The organism is Paralimibaculum aggregatum (assembly GCF_030270585.1).
GTDB classification, from domain to species: Bacteria; Pseudomonadota; Alphaproteobacteria; order Rhodobacterales; family Rhodobacteraceae; genus Thermohalobaculum; species Thermohalobaculum aggregatum.
Map to the genome: position 1 here is coordinate 36,930 of NZ_BSYI01000026.1, position 22,896 is coordinate 59,825.

The 22,896-nt window shown below is 70.3% G+C and carries 17 protein-coding genes; 9 read left to right on the top strand and 8 right to left on the bottom strand.

Annotated features, from left to right (window positions below; translation table 11 throughout):
• Nucleotides 1-5: 5 nt before the first annotated feature.
• From QSJ97_RS15605 to QSJ97_RS15615, 3 genes are all read right to left on the bottom strand, one after another.
• On the bottom strand, nt 6-1,367 hold the full coding sequence (locus tag QSJ97_RS15605; protein WP_285672771.1) for a TRAP transporter large permease: 1,362 nt from the start codon (nt 1,365-1,367) through the stop codon (nt 6-8).
• A 10-nt stretch (nt 1,368-1,377) separates the two neighbouring features.
• A complete protein-coding gene (locus QSJ97_RS15610) occupies nt 1,378-2,046 on the bottom strand; it encodes a TRAP transporter small permease (protein WP_285672773.1) in 669 nt (222 codons plus the stop codon).
• 96 nt (nt 2,047-2,142) lie between these two features.
• A complete protein-coding gene (locus QSJ97_RS15615) occupies nt 2,143-3,378 on the bottom strand; it encodes a TRAP transporter substrate-binding protein (RefSeq protein WP_285672775.1) in 1,236 nt (411 codons plus the stop codon).
• 115 nt (nt 3,379-3,493) lie between these two features.
• Here QSJ97_RS15615 and QSJ97_RS15620 point away from each other — a divergent pair, with 115 nt between their 5' ends.
• The 4 genes from QSJ97_RS15620 to QSJ97_RS15635 all read left to right on the top strand — a co-directional run bounded on the left by QSJ97_RS15620 (nt 3,494) and on the right by QSJ97_RS15635 (nt 9,311).
• Nucleotides 3,494-5,104 carry a GMC family oxidoreductase gene (locus QSJ97_RS15620; RefSeq protein ID WP_285672778.1) on the top strand — a complete coding sequence of 537 codons (1,611 nt, stop codon included), beginning with the start codon at nt 3,494-3,496 and terminating at the stop codon, nt 5,102-5,104.
• A 37-nt stretch (nt 5,105-5,141) separates the two neighbouring features.
• Nucleotides 5,142-6,926, top strand: a complete 1,785-nt coding sequence (xsc, locus tag QSJ97_RS15625) for a sulfoacetaldehyde acetyltransferase (RefSeq protein ID WP_285672779.1) — start codon at nt 5,142-5,144, stop codon at nt 6,924-6,926.
• 109 nt (nt 6,927-7,035) lie between these two features.
• The gene (locus QSJ97_RS15630; RefSeq protein ID WP_285672780.1) at nt 7,036-8,067 is read left to right on the top strand and encodes a YeiH family protein; all 1,032 of its coding nucleotides are present in this window, start codon (nt 7,036-7,038) and stop codon (nt 8,065-8,067) included.
• A 29-nt stretch (nt 8,068-8,096) separates the two neighbouring features.
• Complete coding sequence (locus QSJ97_RS15635; RefSeq protein WP_285672782.1) at nt 8,097-9,311, top strand: acetate/propionate family kinase; 1,215 nt, start codon at nt 8,097-8,099, stop codon at nt 9,309-9,311.
• Nucleotides 9,312-9,324: 13 nt separating this feature from the next.
• Here the strand turns inward: QSJ97_RS15635 and QSJ97_RS15640 are convergent, their stop codons facing one another.
• The gene (locus QSJ97_RS15640) at nt 9,325-11,529 is read right to left on the bottom strand and encodes a TRAP transporter permease (RefSeq protein ID WP_285672784.1); all 2,205 of its coding nucleotides are present in this window, start codon (nt 11,527-11,529) and stop codon (nt 9,325-9,327) included.
• Nucleotides 11,530-11,650: 121 nt separating this feature from the next.
• Entirely contained in the window at nt 11,651-12,652 is a 1,002-nt protein-coding gene (locus QSJ97_RS15645) for a TAXI family TRAP transporter solute-binding subunit (RefSeq protein WP_285672785.1), read from the bottom strand.
• A 119-nt stretch (nt 12,653-12,771) separates the two neighbouring features.
• Between QSJ97_RS15645 and QSJ97_RS15650 the strand changes: the two genes are divergently transcribed.
• Nucleotides 12,772-13,707: a LysR family transcriptional regulator gene (locus QSJ97_RS15650; RefSeq protein WP_285672787.1), complete on the top strand. Its 936-nt coding sequence runs from the start codon at nt 12,772-12,774 to the stop codon at nt 13,705-13,707.
• Nucleotides 13,708-13,737: 30 nt separating this feature from the next.
• Here the strand turns inward: QSJ97_RS15650 and QSJ97_RS15655 are convergent, their stop codons facing one another.
• On the bottom strand, nt 13,738-14,652 hold the full coding sequence (locus QSJ97_RS15655) for a LysR substrate-binding domain-containing protein (RefSeq protein WP_285672789.1): 915 nt from the start codon (nt 14,650-14,652) through the stop codon (nt 13,738-13,740).
• 96 nt (nt 14,653-14,748) lie between these two features.
• Between QSJ97_RS15655 and QSJ97_RS15660 the strand changes: the two genes are divergently transcribed.
• From QSJ97_RS15660 to QSJ97_RS15670, 3 genes are read left to right on the top strand one after another with little or no spacing between them, the layout of a single operon-like run.
• Nucleotides 14,749-16,266, top strand: a complete 1,518-nt coding sequence (locus QSJ97_RS15660) for a trimethylamine methyltransferase family protein (protein ID WP_285672791.1) — start codon at nt 14,749-14,751, stop codon at nt 16,264-16,266.
• Nucleotides 16,267-16,295: 29 nt separating this feature from the next.
• Nucleotides 16,296-17,381 carry an alcohol dehydrogenase family protein gene (locus tag QSJ97_RS15665; RefSeq protein WP_285672793.1) on the top strand — a complete coding sequence of 362 codons (1,086 nt, stop codon included), beginning with the start codon at nt 16,296-16,298 and terminating at the stop codon, nt 17,379-17,381.
• A gap of 27 nt (nt 17,382-17,408) precedes the next feature.
• On the top strand, nt 17,409-19,874 hold the full coding sequence (locus QSJ97_RS15670) for a GcvT family protein (RefSeq protein WP_285672795.1): 2,466 nt from the start codon (nt 17,409-17,411) through the stop codon (nt 19,872-19,874).
• A 99-nt stretch (nt 19,875-19,973) separates the two neighbouring features.
• On the opposite strand, the gene QSJ97_RS15675 is transcribed toward QSJ97_RS15670, so the two are convergent.
• Nucleotides 19,974-20,183 carry a hypothetical protein gene (locus QSJ97_RS15675; RefSeq protein WP_285672796.1) on the bottom strand — a complete coding sequence of 70 codons (210 nt, stop codon included), beginning with the start codon at nt 20,181-20,183 and terminating at the stop codon, nt 19,974-19,976.
• 92 nt (nt 20,184-20,275) lie between these two features.
• On the opposite strand from QSJ97_RS15675, the gene QSJ97_RS15680 reads away from it, so the two are divergent.
• Complete coding sequence (locus tag QSJ97_RS15680) at nt 20,276-21,199, top strand: LysR family transcriptional regulator (protein WP_285672797.1); 924 nt, start codon at nt 20,276-20,278, stop codon at nt 21,197-21,199.
• Here the strand turns inward: QSJ97_RS15680 and QSJ97_RS15685 are convergent, their stop codons facing one another.
• Nucleotides 21,200-22,882, bottom strand: a complete 1,683-nt coding sequence (locus QSJ97_RS15685; RefSeq protein WP_285672798.1) for a vanadium-dependent haloperoxidase — start codon at nt 22,880-22,882, stop codon at nt 21,200-21,202. It lies immediately after the preceding gene.
• Nucleotides 22,883-22,896: the final 14 nt, after the last annotated feature.

Below are 22,896 nucleotides of genomic sequence, written 5' to 3' on the forward strand. Positions count from 1 at the left end.
CCTCCTTACCTGGTCGGCAACAGCATGGTCGACAGCTCCGGCGTGAGCGCGACGATCATCCAGACGGCAAGCAGCGCGCCCAAATATGCAACGATATACCGCAACAGCCGGAAATACGGCACTCCGGTGACGCCGCTGGCGACATAGAGGTTGAGCCCGTAGGGCGGCGTGATGAAGCCGATCGAGGCGCCGACGAGGAAGATCACCGCGAAATGCACCGGCTCGACCCCCACCGAATGGGCGATCGGCGCGAGGATCGGCGCGAGGATGATCGTCACCGGCAGGCTCTCGAGGATCATGCCCGAAACGAAGACGATCGCCATCGAGGTGAACAGCACCGCGTGATAGCCGCCCATGCCGCGCACGAACTCGCCGATCACCTCCTGCGCGCCGAGCAGCGAGAGGATCTGCTGCATCACCACCGAGATCGCGATCAGCGGCGCCAGGATGCCGGTGATCTGCGCTGAGCGCATGGTGATCGAGGGGATCTCGGTCAGGCTGAAGCCCTCCACCACCAGCATCTCGCGATAGCGCTTCTCGGCCACCGGGCGGTCCTGCCCCTGCAGGCCCATCAGCCGGTACAGCGGCAGCGAGACCAGCCCGACGATGAGGCAGAAGCCGACTGTCACGCCGGCTGCCTCGGTCGGCGAGAACTTGCCGGTGTAGATCCCCCAGAGCACCAGCCCGATGGCGAAGAAGCCGAGCCAGGCGCCGACCGCGGTCTTGCCCACGCGCGACATCTGCAGCGGGATCAGGTGGCCCCAGCCGTTGACCATGCAGATGACCCAGCAGGTCAGCATCATGCCGCCGACCATCAGCGTGCCCGGGATGATGCCGGCCACGAAGAGGTCCGAGATCGGCAGGTTCATCAGGAAGCCGTAGACGATGAAGATGATCGAGGGCGGGATGATGATGCCCACCGTGCCGCCGGCCGCCGCGGTGGCCGCCGAGAAGCGCGCGTCGTAGCCACCCTTGGTCATCTCCGGATGCAGCATCGAGCCGATGGTCGCGGTGGTGGCCGAGTTCGAGCCCGAGATCGCGGCGAAGAGCCCGCAGGCGCCCAGCGAGGCCATGGCGAGCCCGCCGCGCAGCCAGCCGAGGCAGGCATAGGCGAAGTCGGACAGGCGCCGGGCGATGCCGGAGCGGTTGATCAGGTCGCCGGTCAGGATGAAAAGCGGCATCGCCAGCAGCGCGAACCCGTCGGTGAAGACGTCCGACAGCGCCGCGCCGATGTTGTCGAGCGTCATGCCGAGCACGAAGCTGCTGCCGAGCACCCAGTAGGCGATGACCAGGAAGACCGGCACGCCGAACATGAAGAGCACGGTGACGCCGAGCGAGATGAGGGTGATCCAGGTTCCGTCGGTCATGGCGGCCCCCTCAGTCCGCGCCGATGACAGCCTGCCCGATCAGCGGGCGGCCGTTGCGGTAGTTGCCGAGATCCTCCAGCAGGTTCTCGATCACCCGCGTCGCCATCATCGTGAAGGCGATCGGCACCGAGATCAGGAACCACCACTGCAGCACGTCGTCGGTGCCGAGCAGGATCTGGAAGTTGGAGGCGGAGTTGGCGGTCACCCGCACGGAGGTGACGATCACCACCCAGCAGAAGCCGAGCCAGAGCACCGCGTCGAGCACCAGGCAGAAGAGCTGGCCGCCGCGCGGCAGGTTGGTGCGGAACTCGCTGAACGCCAGATGCGTGCGCAGCCGCACGTTATAGGCGCAGCCGAACCAGGTCATGATCAGGAACAGGAAGGGCGGCAGGGTGGTGGACCAGGGCGCCTGCTGGCTCAGCACGAACCGCCGGAACACCTCGACGAAGATCACCCCGGCGATGATCAGATAGGTCCAGACCATGACCGTGCGCTCGAGGTTGCGGTCAATCCACGGCACCAGCCGGTAGATCACCAGCAGCAGCGTCGCCGCCCCCAGCATGGCAATCAGGCCGACCGGCCAGGCACCGGCGGTGGTGAGCGCCTCGCTCATCTCCCAAGCGTCGTTGGTCATGAGCGCGGTCACCACCGAGTGCGCCTCGGTGAAGAGAGAATTCATGGGCGTCCTCCAATTCCGCCGGCTGTTCCGGTGGCGGCGGCTTGTTCTTGTCGTTGAACGGGCGGCGGCGTTGCGCCGCCCGTGGTCCCGGTCGGGTCAGGCGGTGCGCCACCAGCGGCGCGGCTCCACGTTCTCCGGCAGCGTGTCGGCCGGGATCTCGCGGGCGATGCGGTGGATCTCGGTATAGGTGTCGATGCCGCCGGCCCATTTGTTGAGGCGCTCGCGCCACTGGGCCCAGGGCTCGGGCTTGAACTCGGGCGAGCACATCTCCTCGGCCATCCGGATCTCCGAATCCGGCAGGAAGGCCGGGCGGACGTTGTCCTTCACGAAGATCGTGTCCGGCAGCTGCGGATCGGAGAAGCCCACCGTCTTGACCAGTGCCGCCTCGTTGGCCGCCTGCACATGGACCTGCGCCAGATAGGCCGATTCCATGATCGCATCCTGCAGGTGCGGCTCCATCGCGTCGAAGACCTTGGACGACATCGAGGTGTGCTCGGTGCCGCAGAAGAACTTCAGGTCCACCGACTGGCTCACCACCGGGCTCATGTTGGCATAGGCCACCGCGGAGGCCCAGGTCTCGGCGCCGTCGATCAGGCCCTGCTTGAGGCCGTCGAGGGTTTCCTCCCAGGCCACCGGCACCGGATTGAGGTTGAGCTGCTGCATCGCGATGCGGCCGAGCTGGGTGCCCGTCACGCGGTTCTTGGTGCCGAACAGCTGCTCGATCTTGGTCACGGTGGGCTTGTCCTGCCAGGCGAGGCCGAGCTGGATGCCGCGCAGCTCGCAATGCGAGAACAGGAATTTCAGCCCGTGCCGCTTCTCCAGCGGGTCGCGCAGGATGCGCTGGCTCTCCGGACTGTAGAGGAAGTGGTACTGTGAAGCCCGGCTCGGGAACATGTAGGCATAGTCCAACACGTTCAGATAGGGGGCGCCGCCGGCCGAGTTCTGGGTCGAGGCGGCGTAGATGTCCACGATGCCGAGCTGGGTCTTCTCGACGCAGGAAAGCTGTCCGCAGATCTGGTTGTCGCCGATGAACTCGACGCGGATCTCGCCTTCGGTCCGCTCCTCGAGATCGCGCGCGAATTCGAGGCAGCCGGCGCGCTCGATCAGCAGGTTGCGCGCGTTGAAGCCGGAGGCGCCAAACTTCAGCGTGTGCTTCGGCTCCTTGGCAAAGCGCTTCTCGTATGTCGATTCGGCTGCCCGCGCGAGCGAGCCGAGGCTGGCCGTTCCGACCAGTCCGCCCGCCGCGATGAGGGTCGAACTGATGCCGTACTGCCCGGTGAGACGGAACAGATCCCGTCGCGAGATCCGGCTGAGCTTGCTGGTGATGGTCATTGGCGCCCTCCCATGGACGTGTTTATTAATGAGACTTGCGGTCTCAAAAAATCATAGTATGGTCCATCTTGCAAGCACAAAGGACAAGGCCCCGGAGGCCGGGAGAAGGGCGCAGATGGAAGCGGATTTCGTGATTGTCGGGGCCGGTTCGGCCGGATGCGTGCTGGCGAATCGGCTGAGCGCGGACCCTGCGAACAGGGTCGTGCTGCTCGAGGCGGGCGGGCGCGACCTGAATCCGTGGATCCATGTGCCGGTCGGCTATTTCAGGACGATGCACAACCCGAACACCGACTGGTGCTACAAGACCGAGCCCGATCCCGGGCTCAACGGGCGCCGGCTGGACTGGCCGCGCGGCAAGACGCTGGGCGGCTCGAGCTCGATCAACGGGCTGCTCTATGTGCGCGGCCAGCGCGAGGACTACGACCACTGGGCGCAGCTCGGGAACCGCGGCTGGGGCTGGGATGACGTGCTGCCGCTGTTCAAGCGCTCGGAGACCCACGAGGACGGCGAGAGCGCGGTGCATGGCGGCAGCGGCGGGCTCTCGGTCAGCCGCATCCGCGCCAAGAGCGAGATCGCCGAGGCCTTCATCGCCGCCGCCGTCGAGATGGGCGTGCCGCGCACCGAGGACTATAACGGCGAGAGCCAGGAGGGCGCGGGCTATTTCCACCAGACCGCCCGCGGCGGCTTCCGCTGCTCGAGCGCCCGGGCCTTCCTCAACCCCGCGAAGGGGCGGAAGAATCTCGAGATCGTCACCCATGCGCATACCGAGCGGCTGCTGTTCGCCGAGGACGATCCGCACCGGGTGACCGGCGTCGCGTTCGACCGGCGCGGCACCCGGCAGACCGTGACGCTGCGGCCCGGCGGCGAGGTGATCCTCAGCGCCGGGGCGATCGGCTCGCCGCAGCTCCTCGAGCTCTCGGGCATCGGCCGGGGCGATGTGCTGGCGCAGGCAGGCGTGGCGCTGCGCCACGAGCTGCCGGGGGTGGGCGAGTGCCTGCAGGACCATCTGCAGATCCGCCTCGTCTACGAGGTCAACGTGCCGACGCTGAACGACACCATCAACCGCTTCCTGCCGCGCATGGGGATCGGCCTCGAATACCTGCTCCGGCGCACCGGGCCGATGAGCCTCGGCGCGAGCCAGGTGGCGATCTTCGCGAAATCCATGGAGGGGCTGGAAACGCCGGACATCCAGTTCCACTTCCAGCCGCTCTCGGCCGACAAGCCGGGGATCGAGATGCACCCCTTCCCGGGCATCACCTCCTCGGTCTGCCAGCTCCGCCCGGAGAGCCGCGGGCATATCCACATCGCGAGCCCGAGGGCGGCCGACTATCCGAAGATCGTGCCGAACTATCTCTCCGCCACCGCCGACCAGCTCTGCGCCGTGCGCGCGGTCAGGTTCGCCCGGGCCATGACGAAGACCAGGGCGCTCGAACCCTTCATCGTGCGCGAACACGTGCCGGACACCGACCCGCAGACCGACGAGGAGATCCTCGAGGCGGCCCGCAGCATCAGCCAGACGATCTATCATCCGACCAGCACCTGCCGCATGGGCGCCGATCCGCAGGCGGTGGTCGACGACCGGCTGCGGGTGCACGGGCTGCGCGGCCTGCGCGTCGCGGATGCCTCGGTCATGCCGGCGATCGTCAGCGGCAACACCAATGCGCCGGCCATCATGATCGGCGAGAAGGCCAGCGACATGATCCTCGCGGACCGTCGCGGCCGATGAGCCTTCCCCCAAACTTATCGTATCGAAAGGAAACGCCATGAAGATGACGACGGAAGAGGCCTTCGTCAAAGTCCTCCAGATGCACGGCATCGAGCATGCCTTCGGCATCATCGGCTCGGCCATGATGCCGATCTCGGACCTGTTCCCCAAGGCGGGGATCAAGTTCTGGGACTGCGCGCACGAGGTGAATGCCGGCATGTCGGCCGACGGCTACACCCGGGCCACCGGCAAGATGTCGATGGCGATCGCGCAGAACGGCCCGGGCATCACCAACATGGTGACGCCGGTGATCACCGCCTACTGGAACCACACGCCGATGCTCGTCGTCACCCCGCAGGCGGCGAACAAGACCATCGGCCAGGGCGGCTTCCAGGAAGTGCAGCAGATGCGCATGTTCGCCGACTGCGTCTGCTACCAGGAGGAGGTGCGCGACCCGACCCGCATCGCCGAGGTGCTCAACCGCGTCATCACCAAGGCGCATCGCGGCTCGGCCCCGGCGCAGATCAACGTGCCGCGCGACATGTGGACCCAGGTGATCGACATCGAGCTGCCGCAGATCGTCGACATCGAGCACCCGCGCGGCTCGGCCAACGGCATCGCCGAGGCCGCCCGCCTGCTCTCCGAGGCGAAGTTCCCGGTGCTGCTCAACGGCGCGGGCGTGGTGCTTTCGGGCGCGATCCCGGCCTCCGCCGCGCTGGCCGAGCGCCTCGCCGCGCCGGTCTGCTGCAACTACCAGCACAACGACGCCTTCCCCGGCGGCCATCCGCTCTATTGCGGCCCGCTCGGCTACAACGGCTCCAAGGCCGGCATGGAGATGATCGCCAAGGCCGACGTGATCCTGGCGCTCGGCACCCGGCTCAACCCGTTCTCCTCGCTGCCGGCCTACCAGACCGAGTACTGGCCCAGGGATGCCAAGATCATCCAGGTCGACATCAACGCCGACCGCATCGGCCTGACCAAGCGGGTCGCGGTGGGCATCCAGGGCGATGCGCGCATGGTCGCCGAGCAGATCCTCGCCGAGCTCGCCGACACCGCCGGCGATGCCGGCCGCGACGAGCGCCTCGGCATGGTCGCGCAGGCCAAGTCGCGCTGGGCGCAGGAGCTCTCCTCGATGGATCACGAGGATGACAGCGACGAGGGCGTGACCTGGAACGAGCGTGCCCGCAGCCGCGAGCCCGACCGGATGTCGCCCCGCCAGGCCTGGCGCGCGATCACCGCGGCGATGCCCGAGGACGCGATCATCTCGACCGATATCGGCAACAACTGCGCCATCGGCAACGCCTATCCGAGCTTCCCGAAGGGCCGGAAATACCTTGCCCCCGGCCTCTTCGGCCCCTGCGGCTACGGCCTGCCCTCGATCCTCGGCGCCAAGATCGGCTGCCCGGACGTGCCCTGCATCGGCTTCGCCGGCGACGGCGCCTTCGGCATCTCGGTGAACGAGCTGACCGCCTGCGGCCGCGGCGATTGGCCGGCGATCACGATGGTGGTATTCCGGAACTATCAGTGGGGTGCCGAGAAGCGCAACTCGACGCTGTGGTTCGACGACAACTTCGTCGGCACCGAGCTCAATCTCGGCGTCGACTATGCGAAGGTCGCCGAGGCCTGCGGGCTGAAGGGCGTGCAGGTGCACTCGATGGAGGAGACCACCGCGGCGCTGCGCGAGGCGGTCCGCGCGCAGATGGAGGACGGCGTGACCACGCTGCTCGAGGTCGTGCTCAACCAGGAGCTCGGCGAGCCGTTCCGCCGCGACGCGATGAAGAAGCCGGTGGAGATCGCCGGCATCAAGGCCGAGGACATGCGCCCGCAGCAGCCGCGGCTCTGATCCCCGCCCGGGCCGCGCTGCCGATCGGCGCGGCCGCACCGACGACCCCGGACCCGCCCCCGCAGGGGGCGGGCCGCCTTGCCACGCCCAAGCGAGAGGCCAGCCCGCGATGCCTGCAACCGCCCAGTCCGCCTTCGACACGGAGCGCCTGAAGCGCCGCGCCAGGGAGATCGGCCCGGGGCTTCTCGTCTCGGCGGTGATCGGCATCGCCGCGCAGTTCCTCTCCGAGCACTACGGCGCGCCGGCGATGCTGATGGCGCTGCTGCTCGGCATCGCCTTCCACTTCCTCGCCGAGGAGGGACGCTGCGTCTCCGGCATCGAGTTCACCGCGAAATCGGTGCTGCGGATCGGCGTCGCGCTGCTCGGCGTGCGGATCAGCGTCGAGCTGCTGATGGGGCTCGGCGTCGAGCTGATCGCGCTGGTGATCGTCGGCGTGGTGCTGACGATCCTCGTCGGCATGGTCGGCGCGCGGCTGCTCGGCCGCGGCTGGCGGCTGGCGCTGATCACCGGCGGCTCGGTGGCGATCTGCGGCGCCTCCGCCGCCATGGCCATCGCCGCGGTGCTGCCGAAGAACGAGCATTCCGAGCGCAACCTGATCTTCACCGTGCTCAGCGTCACCGTGCTCTCGACGGTGGCGATGATCCTCTATCCCATCGTGGTGCAGGTCTTCGACCTCGACCAGCGCGCCATCGGCGTCTTCCTCGGCGGCACCATCCACGATGTCGCGCAGGTGGTCGGCGCCGGCTTCTCGGTGAGCGAGGAGACCGGCGACACCGCGACCCTGGTCAAGCTGATCCGGGTGTCGATGCTGGCGCCGGTGGTGCTGGTGTTCTCGCTGGCGATCCGCGCCGGCGGGGCCGAGGCGGTGGAGCCGAGCAGGCGCCCGCCGCTGGTGCCGGCCTTCGTGCTGGCGTTTCTCGGGCTGGCCACGCTCAACTCGCTGGGTCTGGTGCCGGAGATCGCGGCCGACCTGCTGAGCGACGTCTCGCGCTGGGCGCTGCTGGTGGCGATCGCGGCGGTCGGCATGAAGACCTCGCTGCGGCGGATCCTCGATGTCGGCGGCCCGGCCGTGGTGCTGATCGTCGGCGAGACGCTGTTCATCGCCTTCTTCATCCTTGCGGGCGTCCTCTGGCTCGGCTGAGCCGGCACCCCCGGAACCGGAGACCCGACATGGCCCCGACCGCCGAGACCGCCAAGACCGACGGCACGATCCTCGTCGTCAATGCCGGATCCTCGAGCATCAAGCTCGCGGTGTTCCCGGCCGACGATGCCGCCCATGCCGCCGAGCCGCGGCTGACCGCGCTGATCGAGCGCATCGGCGCGCCGGAAGCCGCGGCCTGGATCCGCCCCGCCGGCGGGGCGAAGCAGCCGGTGGCGCTGGGTGCCGAGGCCGGGCGCGGCCATGCCCCGGCGCTGCGCGTGCTGCTGCCCGAGATCGCGGCGCAGGCCGGCGGGCCGATCGCCGCGGCCGGGCATCGCATCGTCCATGGCGGCGACGGCTACAGCGGGCCGGTGGCGATCGACGAAGGCGTGCTCGAACGGCTCGAGACGCTCGTGCCGCTGGCCCGCACCCACCAGCCCCACGGCATCGCGGCGATCCGCGCGGTGGGCGAGGTCTGGCCCGCGGTGCTGCAGATCGCCTGTTTCGACACCGCCTTCCACGCCACCATCCCCGAGCGCGCCCGGACCTTCGCGCTGCCCGAGGCGGTGCGCCGCGCCGGGGTCCGGCGCTATGGCTTCCACGGCCTCTCCTACCAGTGGATCGCCGCCAGCCTGCCCGGCATCCTGGGCGATGCGGCGGAGGGGCGCATCGTCGTCGCGCATCTCGGCAACGGCGCCAGCCTCTGCGGCATGGCCGGGCGCGAGAGCCGGGCCACCACCATGGGCTTCACCCCGCTCGACGGGCTGGTGATGGGCGAGCGGCCGGGCCGCACCGATCCCGGCGCGATCCTCTTCATGCTCGAGGAGATGGGGCTGGCGCCGGCGGAGATCCGCGAGATGCTGTTCAAGCGGAGCGGGCTGCTCGGGCTCTCCGGCATCTCCAACGACATGCGCACGCTGATGGCCTCCGCGGCGCCGGAGGCGCGGCTGGCGCTCGAGGTCTATGTCGAGCGGGCGGTGGTGGAGATCGGTGCCATCGCCGCCTCCATCGGCGGGCTCGACGCGCTGGTCTTCACCGGCGGGGTGGGGGAGAACGCCGCCGGGATCCGCGCGGCGATCGTGGCGCGGCTCGGCTGGCTCGGGCTCGGCATCGACCCGGAGGCCAATGCCGCCAACGCGTTGCGCCTCTCGCCCGAGGGCGCGACGCCGGTGCTGATCGTGCCGGCCAACGAGGAGGCGGTGATCGCGCGGGAGACCCGCGGCCTCGCCCTCGCCGCCGGCTGAAGCCGGCCCCGCCTCAGCCGGGCGCCGCGGCCGGCGCCCGCCGCTTCGCCAGCTGCCAGAGCAGCGCCGGCGCCACGCAGGCCAGCGCGATCAGGTCCGACTGCCAGCTCGGCGCGATGGCGATCAGCCCGGCGAAGGCGCAGAGCAGCCGCTCCAGCGCGTTCATCGGCGCCAGGAAGAAGCCCACCACCGCCGCCGAGAGCGCCACCACCCCCAGCACCGCGCTGGTCGCGGCATAGGCGAACACCACCCCGTCGAAGCCGGTGGAGGAGACGAAGAGCAGCACCGGCGCATAGACGAAGGCCATCGGCGCCACCACCTTGCCGAGGCCGAGGGTGAAGGCCGAGATGCCGGTGCGGAACGGGTTGGAATTGGCAATCGCCGCCGCCGCATAGGCCGAGGTGCAGACCGGCGGCGTGATCTCCGCCACCACGCCGTAATAGAGCACGAACATGTGGCTCGCGATCGGCGGCACGCCGAGCTGCGCCAGCGCCGGCTGCGCCACCGAGACCAGCATGATGTAGAGCGCCGTCGTCGGGATCCCGGCACCCATCAGGATGCAGGACACCGCGATCAGGATGAGCGAGATGAAGAGCTGCAGGTTCTCGCGCGCGAAGAGCTCGAAGCCGCCGAAGACGAAGAAGCCGTGAACGCTCTCGGCAAGGCTCGCCGAGCCCGAGGTCACCATGAAGCCGATGCGAAAGCCGATGCCGGTGGTGTTGATCACCCCCACCACGATGCCGACCGCCGCCGAGGCCGCGCCCACCGCGAGCGCGTATTTGACGCCGGTCTCGACCGCCTCGAGCAGGCCCGAGGTCTCGATCCGCTTCTCCGGGTTGAAGAGCCCGAGCACCGCGCCGCCGCAGAGCAGCGCGGTGATGGTGAGATCGAACCCGCCGCCGGTGTATTTCCACAGCACGAAGGCGATGAAGGCCGCCGGATAGGCCAGCGTCAGCGGCGCCGAGAGCCGCGCGGCGCCGACGATCACCGCGAGGCTGATGCCGCAGAAGGCCGACATGTAGGGCGTGTAGCCCGAGAACAGCACGATCAGCAGCGCGAAGAGCGGGATCACGTTGGCCCAGCCGCGCGCCCAGACCTCGCGGAACCGTGGCAGCATCTCCGCCGAGAGGCCGCGCAGGTCGAGCCGCCGCGCCATCAGGTGCACCACCGCGAAGACGCCGACATAGTGCAGGAAGGCCGGGAAGATCGCGGCGATCACGATGGTGGTGTAGGGCAGCTCGAGGAACTCCGCCATGATGAAGGCGGCGGCCCCCATGATCGGCGGGGTGATCTGCCCGCCGGCCGAGGCCGCGGCCTCGACGCCGCCGGCGAAATGGCCGGGATAGCCGAGCCGCTTCATGTTGGGGATGGTCAGCGCGCCGGTGGAGACGGTGTTGGCCACCGAGGAGCCCGAGATCGTGCCGAAGAAGGCCGAGGACACCACCGAGACCTTGGCCGGCCCGCCGGTATAGCGGCCGGCGAGGATCGTCGCGTTGTCGATGAACAGCTTGCCGAGCCCGGTGCGCTGCGCGATCACGCCGAACAGCACGAAGTGGAACACGATGGTCGAGACCACCCAGAGCGTCACCCCGAAGATGCCCTCCTGCGGGAAGTACATCGAGGAGACGAAGGTGCGGAAGTTCACCCCGGGATGCTGCAGGATGCCCGGGAAATAGGGCCCGAACAGCGCATAGGACATGAACAGGCAGATGATCAGCGGCAGCACCCAGCCGAGCGTGCGCCGCGCGATGTCGAGCACCAGCACGATCAGGATGCAGCCGAACACGATGTCGTAGTCGTTGGGGTTGCCCATGCGGAAGGTCTGCTCCTCGATGCCGAGGAGCGGGAGCCCGTGCCAGGCGAAGCCGACATAGAGCGCCGCCGCGATCCCGAGCACCATCAGCACGAGCTCCGGGATCGGGATGCCGCCGATCTTCAGTCGGTCCGGCGCCTTCGCCGCGCGCCGCCACACCGGGAAGAAGGCATAGACCAGCACGAAGAGCCCGGAGAGGTGCCAGCCCATGTGCCACTGCTCGGGGGGCAGCGAGAAGCCGGCGGTGAGGTAGTGATAGAGCGCGAAGGCGATCGCCACGCCGCGCAGGATCAGCGAGGCGGTGGCGCTGACCGGGCGGAGCGCGCCGGCCTCGTCGTACTCCTCCTCGATCCGGGCAAGCTCTTCGGCGGTGAGCTGGTGCTCGCGGCTGTCCGTTTCGGGCATCGGCGACCTCGTGGGCATGGGCAGAAGGCTGCGGGAAGGGGGGCTGGCCCGCGGCGGGGGGGGTCCGCCGCAGGCCGGGGTCAGGCGGGGCGCGCCCGGTTCGGCGCGCCGGGCGCGGGCCTCACTTCAGCAGGCCCGCCTCCTTGTAGAAGCGCTCGGCACCGGGATGCAGCGGCACGCCGAGGGCGGCGATGCCGTCGAGGGCGGTGTCGGCGGTGATCTGCTTGCCCTTGGCATGGCCGTTGTCGAGCAGATTGCGGGTGTTGTCGTTCCACAGCGCCTTGGTGATGCCGTAGACCAGCTCGTCGTCGAGATCGGAGGAGACCACGAGGAGCGCGCTCACCGCCGGGGTCTTCACCTCGTAGTCGATGCCCTCATAGACCCCGGCCGGGATCTTCGAGGGGATGTAGGCCGGGATGATCTCGTTGATCTTGGCCAGGTCCTCGTCGGAGAACGAGTGCAGGTCCATGCCCTTGGTCGAGGCGAGCTGCACCATCGCCGCGACCGGCCAGCCGGCGGCGTAGAAATAGGCGTCGAGCTGGCCGTCGGCGAGGCGCTCGGCCGACTGCGAGTTGTTGAGCTCCGCCTCGTCGATGTCGTCGCGGGTGATGCCCCAGCCCTCGAGCATCTCCAGCACCGCGACCTGGGTGCCCGAGCCGGCCTGGGCGATGCCGACGCGCTTGCCGGCGAGGTCTGCGAGGCTTCCGATCTTGGCGCCCTTCGGCATCACGAGATGCAGGTCCTCGGGGAACAGGTTGGCGACGATCCGCAGCTTGGGATGCGGCTTGCCCTCGAACTTGCCCTCGCCGAGATACATCGAGCGGGTCACGTCGGCCGCCGCGAGCCCGGCCTCGAGCTCGCCGTTCTGCACCGCGGCATTGTTGAACACCGAGGCGGTGGTCGACTGCGCGATGGCGATCAGCCCCGGCACGCCGCACTGCCCGCCCTGGTCGCAGGGCCGCGCGCCCGGCGGTGCCGAGATGCCGTTGGCGATGGTGCCGCCGATCGGGAAATAGGTGCCGCCGGCGCTGCCGGTGCCGATGCGGAAGAAGGTCGGCGACTGGGCCTCCGCGACTCCGGCGAGGGCGAGGGTTGCCGCCAGGATGGGTGCGGTCAGCTTCATGCGAGGTCTCCCTGTGATACGCGCCGGTGTCTCCGGCATCCCGCGATCATATGGACCGCTATCCATCGGCACAAATTCCAATATTATTGCAGTCCATAGATGAGATTTATGGGGGTGCGATGGATCTCAGGCAGCTCAGGGTGTTTCGCGAGGTGATGCGCACCGGTTCGATCTCGCAGGCCGCGCGCAATCTCGACCGCACGCAGCCCGCCGTCAGCCACATGATCGCGCGGCTCGAGGAGGAGCTCGGCGTCACGCTGTTCGAGCGCCGGCGCGGGCGGCTCTATGCGGTGCCCGAGGCGCAGTATCTGCTGCGCGAGAGCGAGGAGCTGCTCGGCCGCGCCACCGCGGTGCGCCAGACCATGCAGCGGATGAAGGCGCTCGAGGCCGGCGAGCTCAGCGTGATCTCGATGCCGGGGCCGGCGGCGGTGCTGCTGCCGGCGCTGATCGGCGAGCTGGTCGGCCCGCATCCGGAGATCAAGGCGACGCTGCTGACCCGCAGCTCGGATGCCATCGTGCAGCTCGCCGGCACGCAGCAGTTCGACCTCGCGATCGCCGACCACGACCCCGCGCGGCGGATCAATGCCGACCTCCTGCACACCGAGACCCACGTGTTCGACAGCATCTGCGCGGTGCCGGGAGACGATCCGCTGGCCCGGGCCGAGGCGGTGACGCCGGGCGATCTCTCCGGCCTGCCGATGGCGGCGCTCTATCCCGAGCATCTCAGCCACCGCCTCGCGCGCCGCGCCTTCGAGGCGGCGGGGGCGGATTTCTCGGTTCGCTTCTTCGGGCAGTTCTTCCTGCCGCTGCTGAGCTATGTGGCGCACGGGCTGGCGCGGGTCATCGTCGATCCGCTGACCGCCGAATCCTGGATCCGCTCGACCAACCGCCCCGGCGCCGTGGTGTTCAGGCGGTTCCGGCCCGAGATCGCCTTCGGCGTCGACGTGATGCGCCCGGCCTATCGCCCGGAATCGCTGCTGGCGCACTCCTTCCTCGCGCATCTGCGCGGGCTCTTCGCGGAGCTTGGCGGGCGGCAGGAACCGCCGGCGGGCTGAGCCGGGGTCAGCCCGGGTGTAAGACCGGGGTCAGGCCGGGGCGCCCGGCAGGGCGGCCAGCATCCAGTCCCTCACCGCCTCGGCGGCCGGGCTCAGCGGGCGGTTCTTCGACCAGACGAGGTGAAAGCCATGCCCGGTGCGCCAGCACCAGTCGCGCCGCGCCGCCAGCAGGCCGCGTTCGACCAGCGGATCGGTCAGGTGGCGCCAGCCGAAGGCGAAGCCCTCGCCGGCCATCGCCGCCTGCAGCACCAGCGCATAGTCGTTGAGCCTCAGCCCGCCCTGCGGCGCCGCGCCGGCGATGCCGAAATGCGCGAACCACTGCGCCCAGGTCGGGCGCTCGCGGATCGGCTCCTCGAGATGGATCAGCCGCTGGTGCAGGAGGCTCGGGATGCCGCGCAGATTGACCGCCGCGGCCATCACATGCGGCGCCGCGACCGGGTAGATCTCCTCCTCGGCCACCGGGGCGGAGTGACAGTCCGGCCAGGCGCCGTCGCCGCGGCGGATCGCGAGGCTGATGTTCTCGGCGTCGATGTCGGGCTCGCGGTCGCTCGACTGCAGGCGCAGGTCGATCTCCGGATGCAGGGCGTGGAAATCCGCCAGCCGCGGCATCATCCAGTAATAGGTGAAGGCCGAGGAGGCGTTCAGCGTCACGTAGTCGCTGCGCGCGAGCTGGCGCACCGAGCGCGCCGAGAGCAGCAGCAGCTCGAGCGCCCGCGCCACGTCGGCATGCAGCCGCTTGCCCGCCGCGGTCAGTTCGACCTTGCGGTGCCGGCGGGTGAACAGCGCCACCCCGAGCGCCGCCTCGAGCTGGCGGATCGCGGCGCTCACGGCGGGCTGCTGCACGTTCAGCTCCTCCGCCGCGCGGGTGAAGGAGCCGTGCCGCGCCGCCGCCTCGAAGACGATCACATGGCGCGGCGAGGCGAGGAGTTTCCAGAGTTCCTGCATAACTCAGGCTTATCCAGAGCATTCGGATTTTCAAGCGTCACAGGCGCTCTTTGCGCGCGTAACATCACCTGAGAAACATCAATCGGGAGCGAAGCCATGGCCCGGCGCGCAAGAGCGACCCGCGGACGCCCGCCGGAGGGGGCGGCCCCCGCCTCGCCGCATGTCGCGCGGCGGCTGCCCTTCTTCGAGGTGCTGGACGACGAGCAGATCGCCCGGCTCGAGGCCCAGGTGGACTGGATCCTCGAGGATGTCGGCATCGCCTTCCGCGACGATCCGGAGGCGCTGCGGCTCTGGCGGGCCGAGGGCGCGCGGATCGAGGGCGACACCGTGCGCGCGCCGGCCGACTGGATCCGCGCGCTCTGCGCCAAGGCCCCGCGGCAGTTCACCCAGCTTGCCCGCAACCCGGCGCGCTCGGTGGAGATCGGCGGCACCAGCCAGGTCTTCGCCCCGGTCTACGGCCCCCCCTTCGTGCGCGATCTCGAGGGCGGTCGGCGCTATGGCGACATCGCCGCCTTCCGCGACCTCGTGCGCCTCACCTACATGCTGCCGAGCCTACATCATGGCGGCTTCGTCACCTGCGAGCCCTGCGACGTGCCGGTCTCCAAGCGCCATCTCGACATGCTGCTGGCGCATATGACGCTGTCCGACAAGCCGCATCTCGGCGCGATCACCGAGATCGGCCGGGCCGAGGACAGCGTGGCGATGGCCGAGATCGTCTTCGGCGCCGAGACCATGGCGGAGCACTGCGTGATCCTCGGCAACGTCAACACCAACTCGCCGCTGCTGGTGGACAAGGTGGTGACCGAGGCGGTGCGGGTCTATTGCGGCCGCGGGCAGGGGATCATCGTGGTGCCCTTCATCCTCTCGGGCGCCATGGGGCCGGTCTCCACCGCCGCCAGCGTGGCGCAGGCGATGGCGGAGGCGATGATGGTCTGCGCCTATGCCCAGCTGGTGCGGCCGGGGGCGCCCTTCGTGCTGGGCAACTTCCTCTCCTCGATGTCGCTGAAATCCGGCGCGCCGACCTTCGGGATGCCGGAGCCGGTGGTCTCCAACTATGCCATCGGCCAGCTGGCGCGGCGGGTCGGGCTGCCGCTGCGCTGCGGCGGCTCGCTCACCGCCGCGAAGATCGAGGATGCGCAGGCGGCCTACGAGAGCGCCGACTCGATGCATTCCACCATGCTCGCCGGCGCCGGTTTCGTGCTGCATGCGGCGGGCTGGCTCGAGGGCGGGCTCTGCACCGGCTTCGAGAAGCTGGTGATGGATGCCGACCGGCTCGGCGGCTACCAGAAGGTGCTGGCCGGCGGGCTCGACACCTCCGACGAGGCGCTGGCGCGCGATGCCTATGCCGAGGTCGGCCCCGGCGGGCATTTCCTCGGCTGCGGCCACACCATGCGCAACTACCAGACCGCCTTCTACGAGCCGCGGCTCTCCGACAGCGAGAATGTCGAGAGCTGGGAGGAGGGCGGCGCGCAGGACATGCGCCGCCGCGCGCACGCGCGCTGGACGCAGATGCTGCGCGACTACGTGCCGCCGCCGATCGACCCTGCCGTGCGGGAGGCGCTGGAAGCCTATGTCGCGCGGCGCAAGGCAGAGCTGCCGGATGCCTGGTACTGAGGGCCGAGCCCGGCCGGAAGGAGAGAGCGATGACCATCGAGATCCCCGAGCGGATGCGCGCGGTGCTGCTGACCGGGCATGGCGGGCCGGAGACGCTGGAATACCGCGAGGACGTGCCGGTGCCGCGCCCCGGCCCCGGCGCGGTGCTGATCCGCGTGGGTGCCGCCGGCATCAACAACACCGACATCAACACCCGCATCGGCTGGTATTCGAAGGCGGTTTCCGGCGACACCGAGAGCGCCGCCGGCAGCCTCGCCGCCGAGGATGCCGATGCGAGCTGGACCGGGCGGCCGCTGGTGTTCCCGCGCATTCAGGGCGCCGATTGCTGCGGCGAGATCGTCGCGGTGGGGGCCGGGGTGCCGGAGGCGCGGATCGGCGAGCGGGTGCTGGTGGCGAGCCTGCAGCCGGCGGCCGATGCCGCGCATCCGTGGGACTTCATCACCTTCGGCTCGGAATGCGACGGCGCCTTCGCCGAATACACCACCGCGCGGAGCGACCAGACGCACCGGATCTCCAGCGCGCTGACCGATGCCGAGCTCGCCTCCTTCCCCTGTGCCTGTTCCACCGCGGAGAACCTGATCGCCCGCGCCGGCTGCAACGCCGAGGACACCGTGCTGATCACCGGCGCCTCCGGCGGCGTCGGCTCGGCCGCGGTGCAGCTCTGCCGCCGCCGCGGTGCCCGGGTGATCGCCATGGCGGGCCGGGCCAAGCACGACGTCATCGCCGGGCTGGGTGCCGAGCGGCTGCTCGACCGCGGCGAGGACCCGGCCGCGGCGCTGGGGGCGGAGAGCGTGAGCCTCGTCGTCGATCTGGTGGCGGGGGAGACCTTCCCCGCGCTGATCGCCTGCCTGAAGCGCGGCGGGCGCTATGCCACCGCGGGCGCCATCGGCGGGCCGATCACCACGCTCGATGTGCGCGACCTCTATCTCAAGGATCTCAGCTTCTTCGGCGCCACCGCGCAGGCGGCGGAGACCATGCCGAACCTCGTCGCCTATATCGAGCGCGGCGAGATCCGCCCGCTGGTCGCCGGGACCTTCCCGCTTGCGGAGATCCATGCCGCGCAGGCGCTGTTCCTGAAGAAGACCTTCGTGGGCAAGCTCGTCCTGCTGCCCTGATCCACCCGCGCGCCAGAAGGAGGCCCCATGCCCGAGATCCAGACGGACGACACCGCCGCAGCCAAAGCGCTGCCCTCCCATGCCCGCGTGGTGGTGATCGGCGGCGGCGTGGTCGGCTGCTCGATCCTGTTCCACCTCGCGAAGTTCGGCTGGAAGGACGCGGTGCTGCTGGAACGCGACGAGCTGACCTCCGGGTCCTCCTGGCACGCCGCCGGGCAGATCCACACGATCAGCTCTGACCCCAACATCTCGCGGCTGCAATCCTACACCATCGACCTCTACCGCGAGATCGAGGAGACCTCCGGGCATTCGGTCGGGCTGCACATCACCGGCGGTTTCTACCTCGCCTCCACCAAGGACTGGTACGACTACCTGAAGCGCGAGCGCTCCAAGGCGCGCTACATGGGGCTGCACCAGGAGTTCATCAGCCCTAGGGAGGTGGCCGAGCGCCATCCGCTGATCGACCCGAGGCACTACCACGCCGCGCTCTGGGACGATCAGGACGGCGATCTCGACCCCTCCGGCGCCACCTATGCCTTCGCGAAATCGGCCCGCCACCACGGCGCGCAGTATTTCACCCACACCCCCGTCACCGCGCTCGCGCAGCGGCCCGACGGGAGCTGGGACGTCACCACCCCGCGCGGCACGATCAATGCCGAGCAGATCGTCAACTGCGGCGGGCTCTGGGCGCGCGAGGTCGGGCGCATGGCGGGGCTGGCGCTGCCGGTGCAGCCGATGGAGCACCACTACCTGATCACCGAGCCGATCCCGGAGATCGCCGAGCGGATGGCGGCGGGCGGCGCCGGGCGCCTGCCGGCGGGGATCGACTACGAGGCCAACATCTATTTCCGCCAGGAACGGCAGGGCATGCTGCTCGGCACCTACGAGCCGAGGGGCACGCCCTGGAAGGTGGAGGGCACGCCCTGGGAGTTCGGCCACGAGCTGCTGCCGCCGGATCTCGACCGCGTGGCGGACCGGCTGGAGATGTCGTTCGAGCGCATCCCGGCGGTCGGCAATGCCGGCATCAAGGACATCATCAACGGCCCCTTCACCTTCGGCCCGGACGGCAACCCGATGATCGGCCCGGTGCCGGGCATCCGCAACTGCTGGGTCGCGGTGGGCGTGATGGCGGGCTTTTGCCAGGGCGGCGGCGTCGGGCTGACCATGGCGGAATGGATGATCGACGGCGAGCCCTCGATCGATGTCTGGGCGATGGACGTGGCGCGCTTCGGCGAGTTCGCCACGCCGGACTGGGGCACGGTGAAATCCACCGAGAACTACGAGCGCCGCTTCGTGATGACCTTCCCCAACGAGACGCTGCCGAAGGGCCGGCTGCAGAAGACCACGGCGCTCTACGACCGGCTGGTGGCGAAGGGCGCGGTGATGGGGCAGGGCTTCGGCCTCGAGCACGCGCTCTGGTTCGCCGACGGGCCGGCCGATGCGCATGAGGAGCCGAGCTTCGAGCGCAACCGCAGCCACGGCTATGTCGCCCGCGAGGTGCAGGCGGTGCAGGAAGCCGTCGGCGTGATCGAGATCGCCAACTTCGCCAAGCACGAGGTCCGCGGCCCGGGCGCGCGGGCCTGGCTGGGCCGGGTGCTGGCCGGCCGCCTGCCGAAGCCCGGGCGCCTCGCGCTGACCCCGATGCTGACGCCGAAGGGCCGGCTCTGCGGCGATCTCACGGTGGGCTGCCTCGGCGAGGAGCATTTCATGCTGTTCGGCTCCGGCGCGATGCAGGAGGCGCACCGGCGCCGGTTCGAGGCGGATCTGCCGGCCGGCCTGGCCTATGCCAATGTCTCGGACGACTGGCACGGGCTGGCGCTCTCGGGGCCGCGCAGCCGCGATCTGCTGGCGCGGCTGACCCGCGAGGACGTCTCCGGGCCGGCGCTCGGGTTCCGCGACCTGCGGCGCAGCGTCGTCGGCGGGGTGCCGGTGCTGCTGGCGCGGATCAGCTTCTCGGGCGAGCTCGGCTACGAGATCTACTGCCGGCCGCATTACCTGCTGCGGCTGGCCGAGGCGGTGGAGGCGGCCGGCGCCAATCTCGGGCTGCGCTGGTATGGCGCGCGGGCGCTGATGTCGATGCGGCTGGAGAAGGGCTGGGGCGCCTGGACGCTGGAGTTCCGCCCGGATTTCGACGCGGTGGAGAGCGGCCTGGCGGCGTTCATCGACTGGGACCGGGACTTCACCGGCAGGGCGGCGGCGCTGGCCGCCCGCGCGGCCGGGCCGAGGCAGCGGCTGGTGACCATGGCGATCGATGTCGAGGGGATCGACGTCTCGGGCGACGAGGCGATCCTGAAGGACGGCCGGGCGGTGGGCCATGTCAGCTCCGGCGGCTATGGCCACCGGGTGCGGCGCTCGCTGGCGATGGGCTATGTCGGCGCCCAGCACGCGGCGCCGGGGACGCGGCTCGAGGTCGAGATCCTCGGCCGGTTCTGCCCGGCCGAGGTGCTGGGGGCGGCGGCCTATGACCCGGGCGGCGCGCGGATGCGCGGCTGAGCCCCGCGCCGGGGGGCGGGCCGCCGGGGGCATCGAGCCCCCGCCGGCCCGGCGACGCCGGCGCGCCGCGGCGCCCGATGGCCGGCGGGGCCGCGCCGCTCAGAGGTATTTCACGCTGGCCCAGTGGCGCGGCCAGCGCGGCTCGGTCATCGGCTTGGCCATCGGCGCGGGCTCGGCGGCAGGCTCTGCCCCGGCCGCCGGCAGCGGCGCCGCGTGCGGCGCCCGGGCGGGCGGCGCGACGGCGGGGTGGCTCTCGAGGCGGGTCTCGACCGCGCCCGGTTTCGTCAGCAGTCCGAGATCGATCTTCATGGCAGGGCTCCTTTCGCTCCGTGCCATTGACATGCGGCATCGGGCCGCGCATTTGAAATTCAATCTTCTCGCCCGCGGTATGAGTTTTTCAAATGTCGTTCACGCTGAAGCAGCTCCGCTACTTCCTCGCCGCCGCCGAGGCCGGGCAGGTCTCGGCCGCCGCCACCGCGGTGAACGTCTCGCAATCGGCGGTGACGCTGGCGCTGCGCGATCTCGAGGCGGCGCTCGGGGTGAAGCTCTTCGAGCGGCGCCCGACCGGGCTCGAGCTGACCCGCGAGGGGCGGGCCTTCATGAACTGCGCGCTGGCGATCCAGGACCAGGTGGCGCGGGCGATGCACTGCGTCGCGCGGGTCGAGGACCCGCTGACCGGCACGCTCCGGATCGGCGTCACCGACACGCTGTCGAGCTATTTCCTGTTTCCGCGGCTGGCGCAGTTCCGGCGCGAGCATCCGGGGCTCGAGATCCGGCTGAAGGAGGCGCTGCGGCCCGAGCTCGAGGCCGGGCTGCTGGGCGGGGAGATCGACGCGGCGCTGCTGATCACCGCGCGGATCGAGCACCGCGACAGGCTGGAGACGCGGATCTTCCACCGCTCGGTGCGGCGGCTCTGGGCGGCGGCGGGGCATCCGCTGACCGAAAGGCCGAGGATCTCGCTGGCGGATCTCGCCGAGCATGACCTGGTGATGCTGCGCTCGGACGAATCCGAGCACCATGCGCGCTCGATGTGGGGGCAGTTCGGGCTGGAGCCGAAGGTGGTCTTCGAATCGGCCTCGATCGAGGCGGTGCGCAACATGGTGGCGCATGGCATGGCGATCGCGGTGCTGAGCGACGCGCTGTTCCGCAGCTGGACGGTGGACGGGCTGCGGGTGGTGCGGCGCAGCCTCGTGGAGCAGCTGCCGACCCTCGATTTCGGCGTCGCCTGGCACCGCGACCGGCCGCCGGGGCCGGCGCTGCTGGCCTTTGCCGAGCTCTTCGGCCGCGCCGAGGGCGAGCCGGAGGCGGGCGCCGACGGGGGCTGATCAGCTGCCGCCGGCGCCGCGGCGGAACGGGGCGTGCAGATAGCCCTCGGCCTTCGCGATCACCAGCCGCGCCACCTGCCGGCCGAGCACCCGGGCGCGCAGATCCGCATCGACGAAATGGATGCCGCCATAGCGCCGGCTGATCCCGGCCTCGTCGGCCGCCGCCGAGAAGGTCGGCCATGCCAGCACCACCTCGGCCGCCGGCACCGTGCCCGGCTCGAAGCGCGAGCTGCCGGGGGCGAAGCTGACCGCGGCGCCGAAGCGGTCGGAGCCGGTGAAGGTGGCGAGCACCTCCGCGCCGGCGGCGCTGAAGCTGCTGTGGCCGGAGGGGTATTCGGCGAAGGGCGGCGAGGGGTCGAGCGTCGGTGTCTGGTAGCTGAGGAAGCGCGCCGCGAGGATCGTGCGGGTGCCGAGGCCGGGCCCGCCCCAGGCGCGGATGACATGGCCTTGCTCGCCGGTCAGCTCGTCCACCCCCGGCCGGCCGATCAGCCCGAGCCGGCCGAGGCCGCGGATCACCCGCACCGGGCGGGCATAGTCGTAATGGCGCTTGGCCTCCCAGGTGGCGATGGCGGCGTCCTGCATCGCGTTGGCCATGACGAAGAAGAGCCTGGCGTCGTCGTCGATGCTGTGGTCGTCGCGCGCCGAGACGTATTGCGCGAAGGCCATCCAGGTGCCGGGCGGGAAGGCGGTGTCGGTGGCGTCCTCCCAGAACTCGGCGATCAGCTTCTGCCGGTCGGTGAGCGCGGCGCTGAACGCCACCACCTCCTCGGCCTGGGCGATGAAGCGCGGGCTGATCACCGGGCCGACGAGATCCGGCGTCACCGGCAGGCGCTGGCCGTCGGCGAGCACCACCTCGGCGGTCTCGACATCGATCCGCCCCCGAAGGCCGGAGGAGAACACCGGCTCCGGCGGCGGCGGCCGCAGCGCATCGCCGCGCGGCAGGGCGAAGGCCCGCAGGGTGCCCCAGTGCGGGGTGTAGAACTCCTGGTCGGGCTCGGCGTATTCCGGGTCGATGGGGGTGTTCTCGGGCGTCCAGCGGCCGAGGTCGTGCACCGCCCGCGGGCCGGGATTGGCCGGGACATAGCCGGAGGGGTCCTCGAAATCGTCGTCCCAGTTCGAGCCGTCGCGGCGCCAGCGCGCGGTGGCATTGGCCGCCATCACGAAGCCGAGGCCGACGACGGTGCCGCTCAGCGGCTGCGGCCCGGTGTCGTAGCCGAGCGCGTCCATCACCGCCTCGAAGCGGTCGGCATCCTCGGGGAACATCTCGCTGAGCACCGCGAAGGCGGCATAGCTCATCGCCTCGTGCTTGGCGGCGTCGGTGTTCCACGCGGCGGGGCGCTCGATGGTGTCGCCGAGGGCGGCGCCGCTGGCCACCGGGTCGATCGCGGCCCAGGTTTCGTAGAGCACGCTGTGCAGGATCGCGAAGGCGCGCGCGGTGATCGTCGGGCCGGGGCTCTTGCGGGCGATCGCGTCCTGCGCCACCCGGTCCCAGAGCGCCGAGACGGTGGGGGAGGGGTCGTCCACGGTCACCCGCTGCGACACCGGGGCGACATGGATCGCCACGCTGGCACCGTCGGCCGGGGCGCCGGGCAGGGCGGCGGTCGGCAGGGTCTCGGTGGCGCAGGCGGCAAGGCCCAGCAGCAGGGTCGCCGCGCCGGCGCGGGCGAGGGTCAGGGTCGGCATGGCTCCTCCGGTCG

Excerpts from the sequence above, each read along its gene's own strand:
- QSJ97_RS15605 (WP_285672771.1), bottom strand. The coding sequence starts at position 1,367 with ATGACCGACGGAACCTGGATCACCCTCATCTCGCTCGGCGTCACCGTG.
- QSJ97_RS15610 (WP_285672773.1), bottom strand. The coding sequence starts at position 2,046 with ATGAATTCTCTCTTCACCGAGGCGCACTCGGTGGTGACCGCGCTCATG.
- QSJ97_RS15615 (WP_285672775.1), bottom strand. The coding sequence starts at position 3,378 with ATGACCATCACCAGCAAGCTCAGCCGGATCTCGCGACGGGATCTGTTC.
- QSJ97_RS15620 (WP_285672778.1), top strand. The coding sequence starts at position 3,494 with ATGGAAGCGGATTTCGTGATTGTCGGGGCCGGTTCGGCCGGATGCGTG.
- xsc (WP_285672779.1), top strand. The coding sequence starts at position 5,142 with ATGAAGATGACGACGGAAGAGGCCTTCGTCAAAGTCCTCCAGATGCAC.
- QSJ97_RS15630 (WP_285672780.1), top strand. The coding sequence starts at position 7,036 with ATGCCTGCAACCGCCCAGTCCGCCTTCGACACGGAGCGCCTGAAGCGC.
- QSJ97_RS15635 (WP_285672782.1), top strand. The coding sequence starts at position 8,097 with ATGGCCCCGACCGCCGAGACCGCCAAGACCGACGGCACGATCCTCGTC.
- QSJ97_RS15640 (WP_285672784.1), bottom strand. The coding sequence starts at position 11,529 with ATGCCCGAAACGGACAGCCGCGAGCACCAGCTCACCGCCGAAGAGCTT.
- QSJ97_RS15645 (WP_285672785.1), bottom strand. The coding sequence starts at position 12,652 with ATGAAGCTGACCGCACCCATCCTGGCGGCAACCCTCGCCCTCGCCGGA.
- QSJ97_RS15650 (WP_285672787.1), top strand. The coding sequence starts at position 12,772 with ATGGATCTCAGGCAGCTCAGGGTGTTTCGCGAGGTGATGCGCACCGGT.
- QSJ97_RS15655 (WP_285672789.1), bottom strand. The coding sequence starts at position 14,652 with ATGCAGGAACTCTGGAAACTCCTCGCCTCGCCGCGCCATGTGATCGTC.
- QSJ97_RS15660 (WP_285672791.1), top strand. The coding sequence starts at position 14,749 with ATGGCCCGGCGCGCAAGAGCGACCCGCGGACGCCCGCCGGAGGGGGCG.
- QSJ97_RS15665 (WP_285672793.1), top strand. The coding sequence starts at position 16,296 with ATGACCATCGAGATCCCCGAGCGGATGCGCGCGGTGCTGCTGACCGGG.
- QSJ97_RS15670 (WP_285672795.1), top strand. The coding sequence starts at position 17,409 with ATGCCCGAGATCCAGACGGACGACACCGCCGCAGCCAAAGCGCTGCCC.
- QSJ97_RS15675 (WP_285672796.1), bottom strand. The coding sequence starts at position 20,183 with ATGAAGATCGATCTCGGACTGCTGACGAAACCGGGCGCGGTCGAGACC.
- QSJ97_RS15680 (WP_285672797.1), top strand. The coding sequence starts at position 20,276 with ATGTCGTTCACGCTGAAGCAGCTCCGCTACTTCCTCGCCGCCGCCGAG.
- QSJ97_RS15685 (WP_285672798.1), bottom strand. The coding sequence starts at position 22,882 with ATGCCGACCCTGACCCTCGCCCGCGCCGGCGCGGCGACCCTGCTGCTG.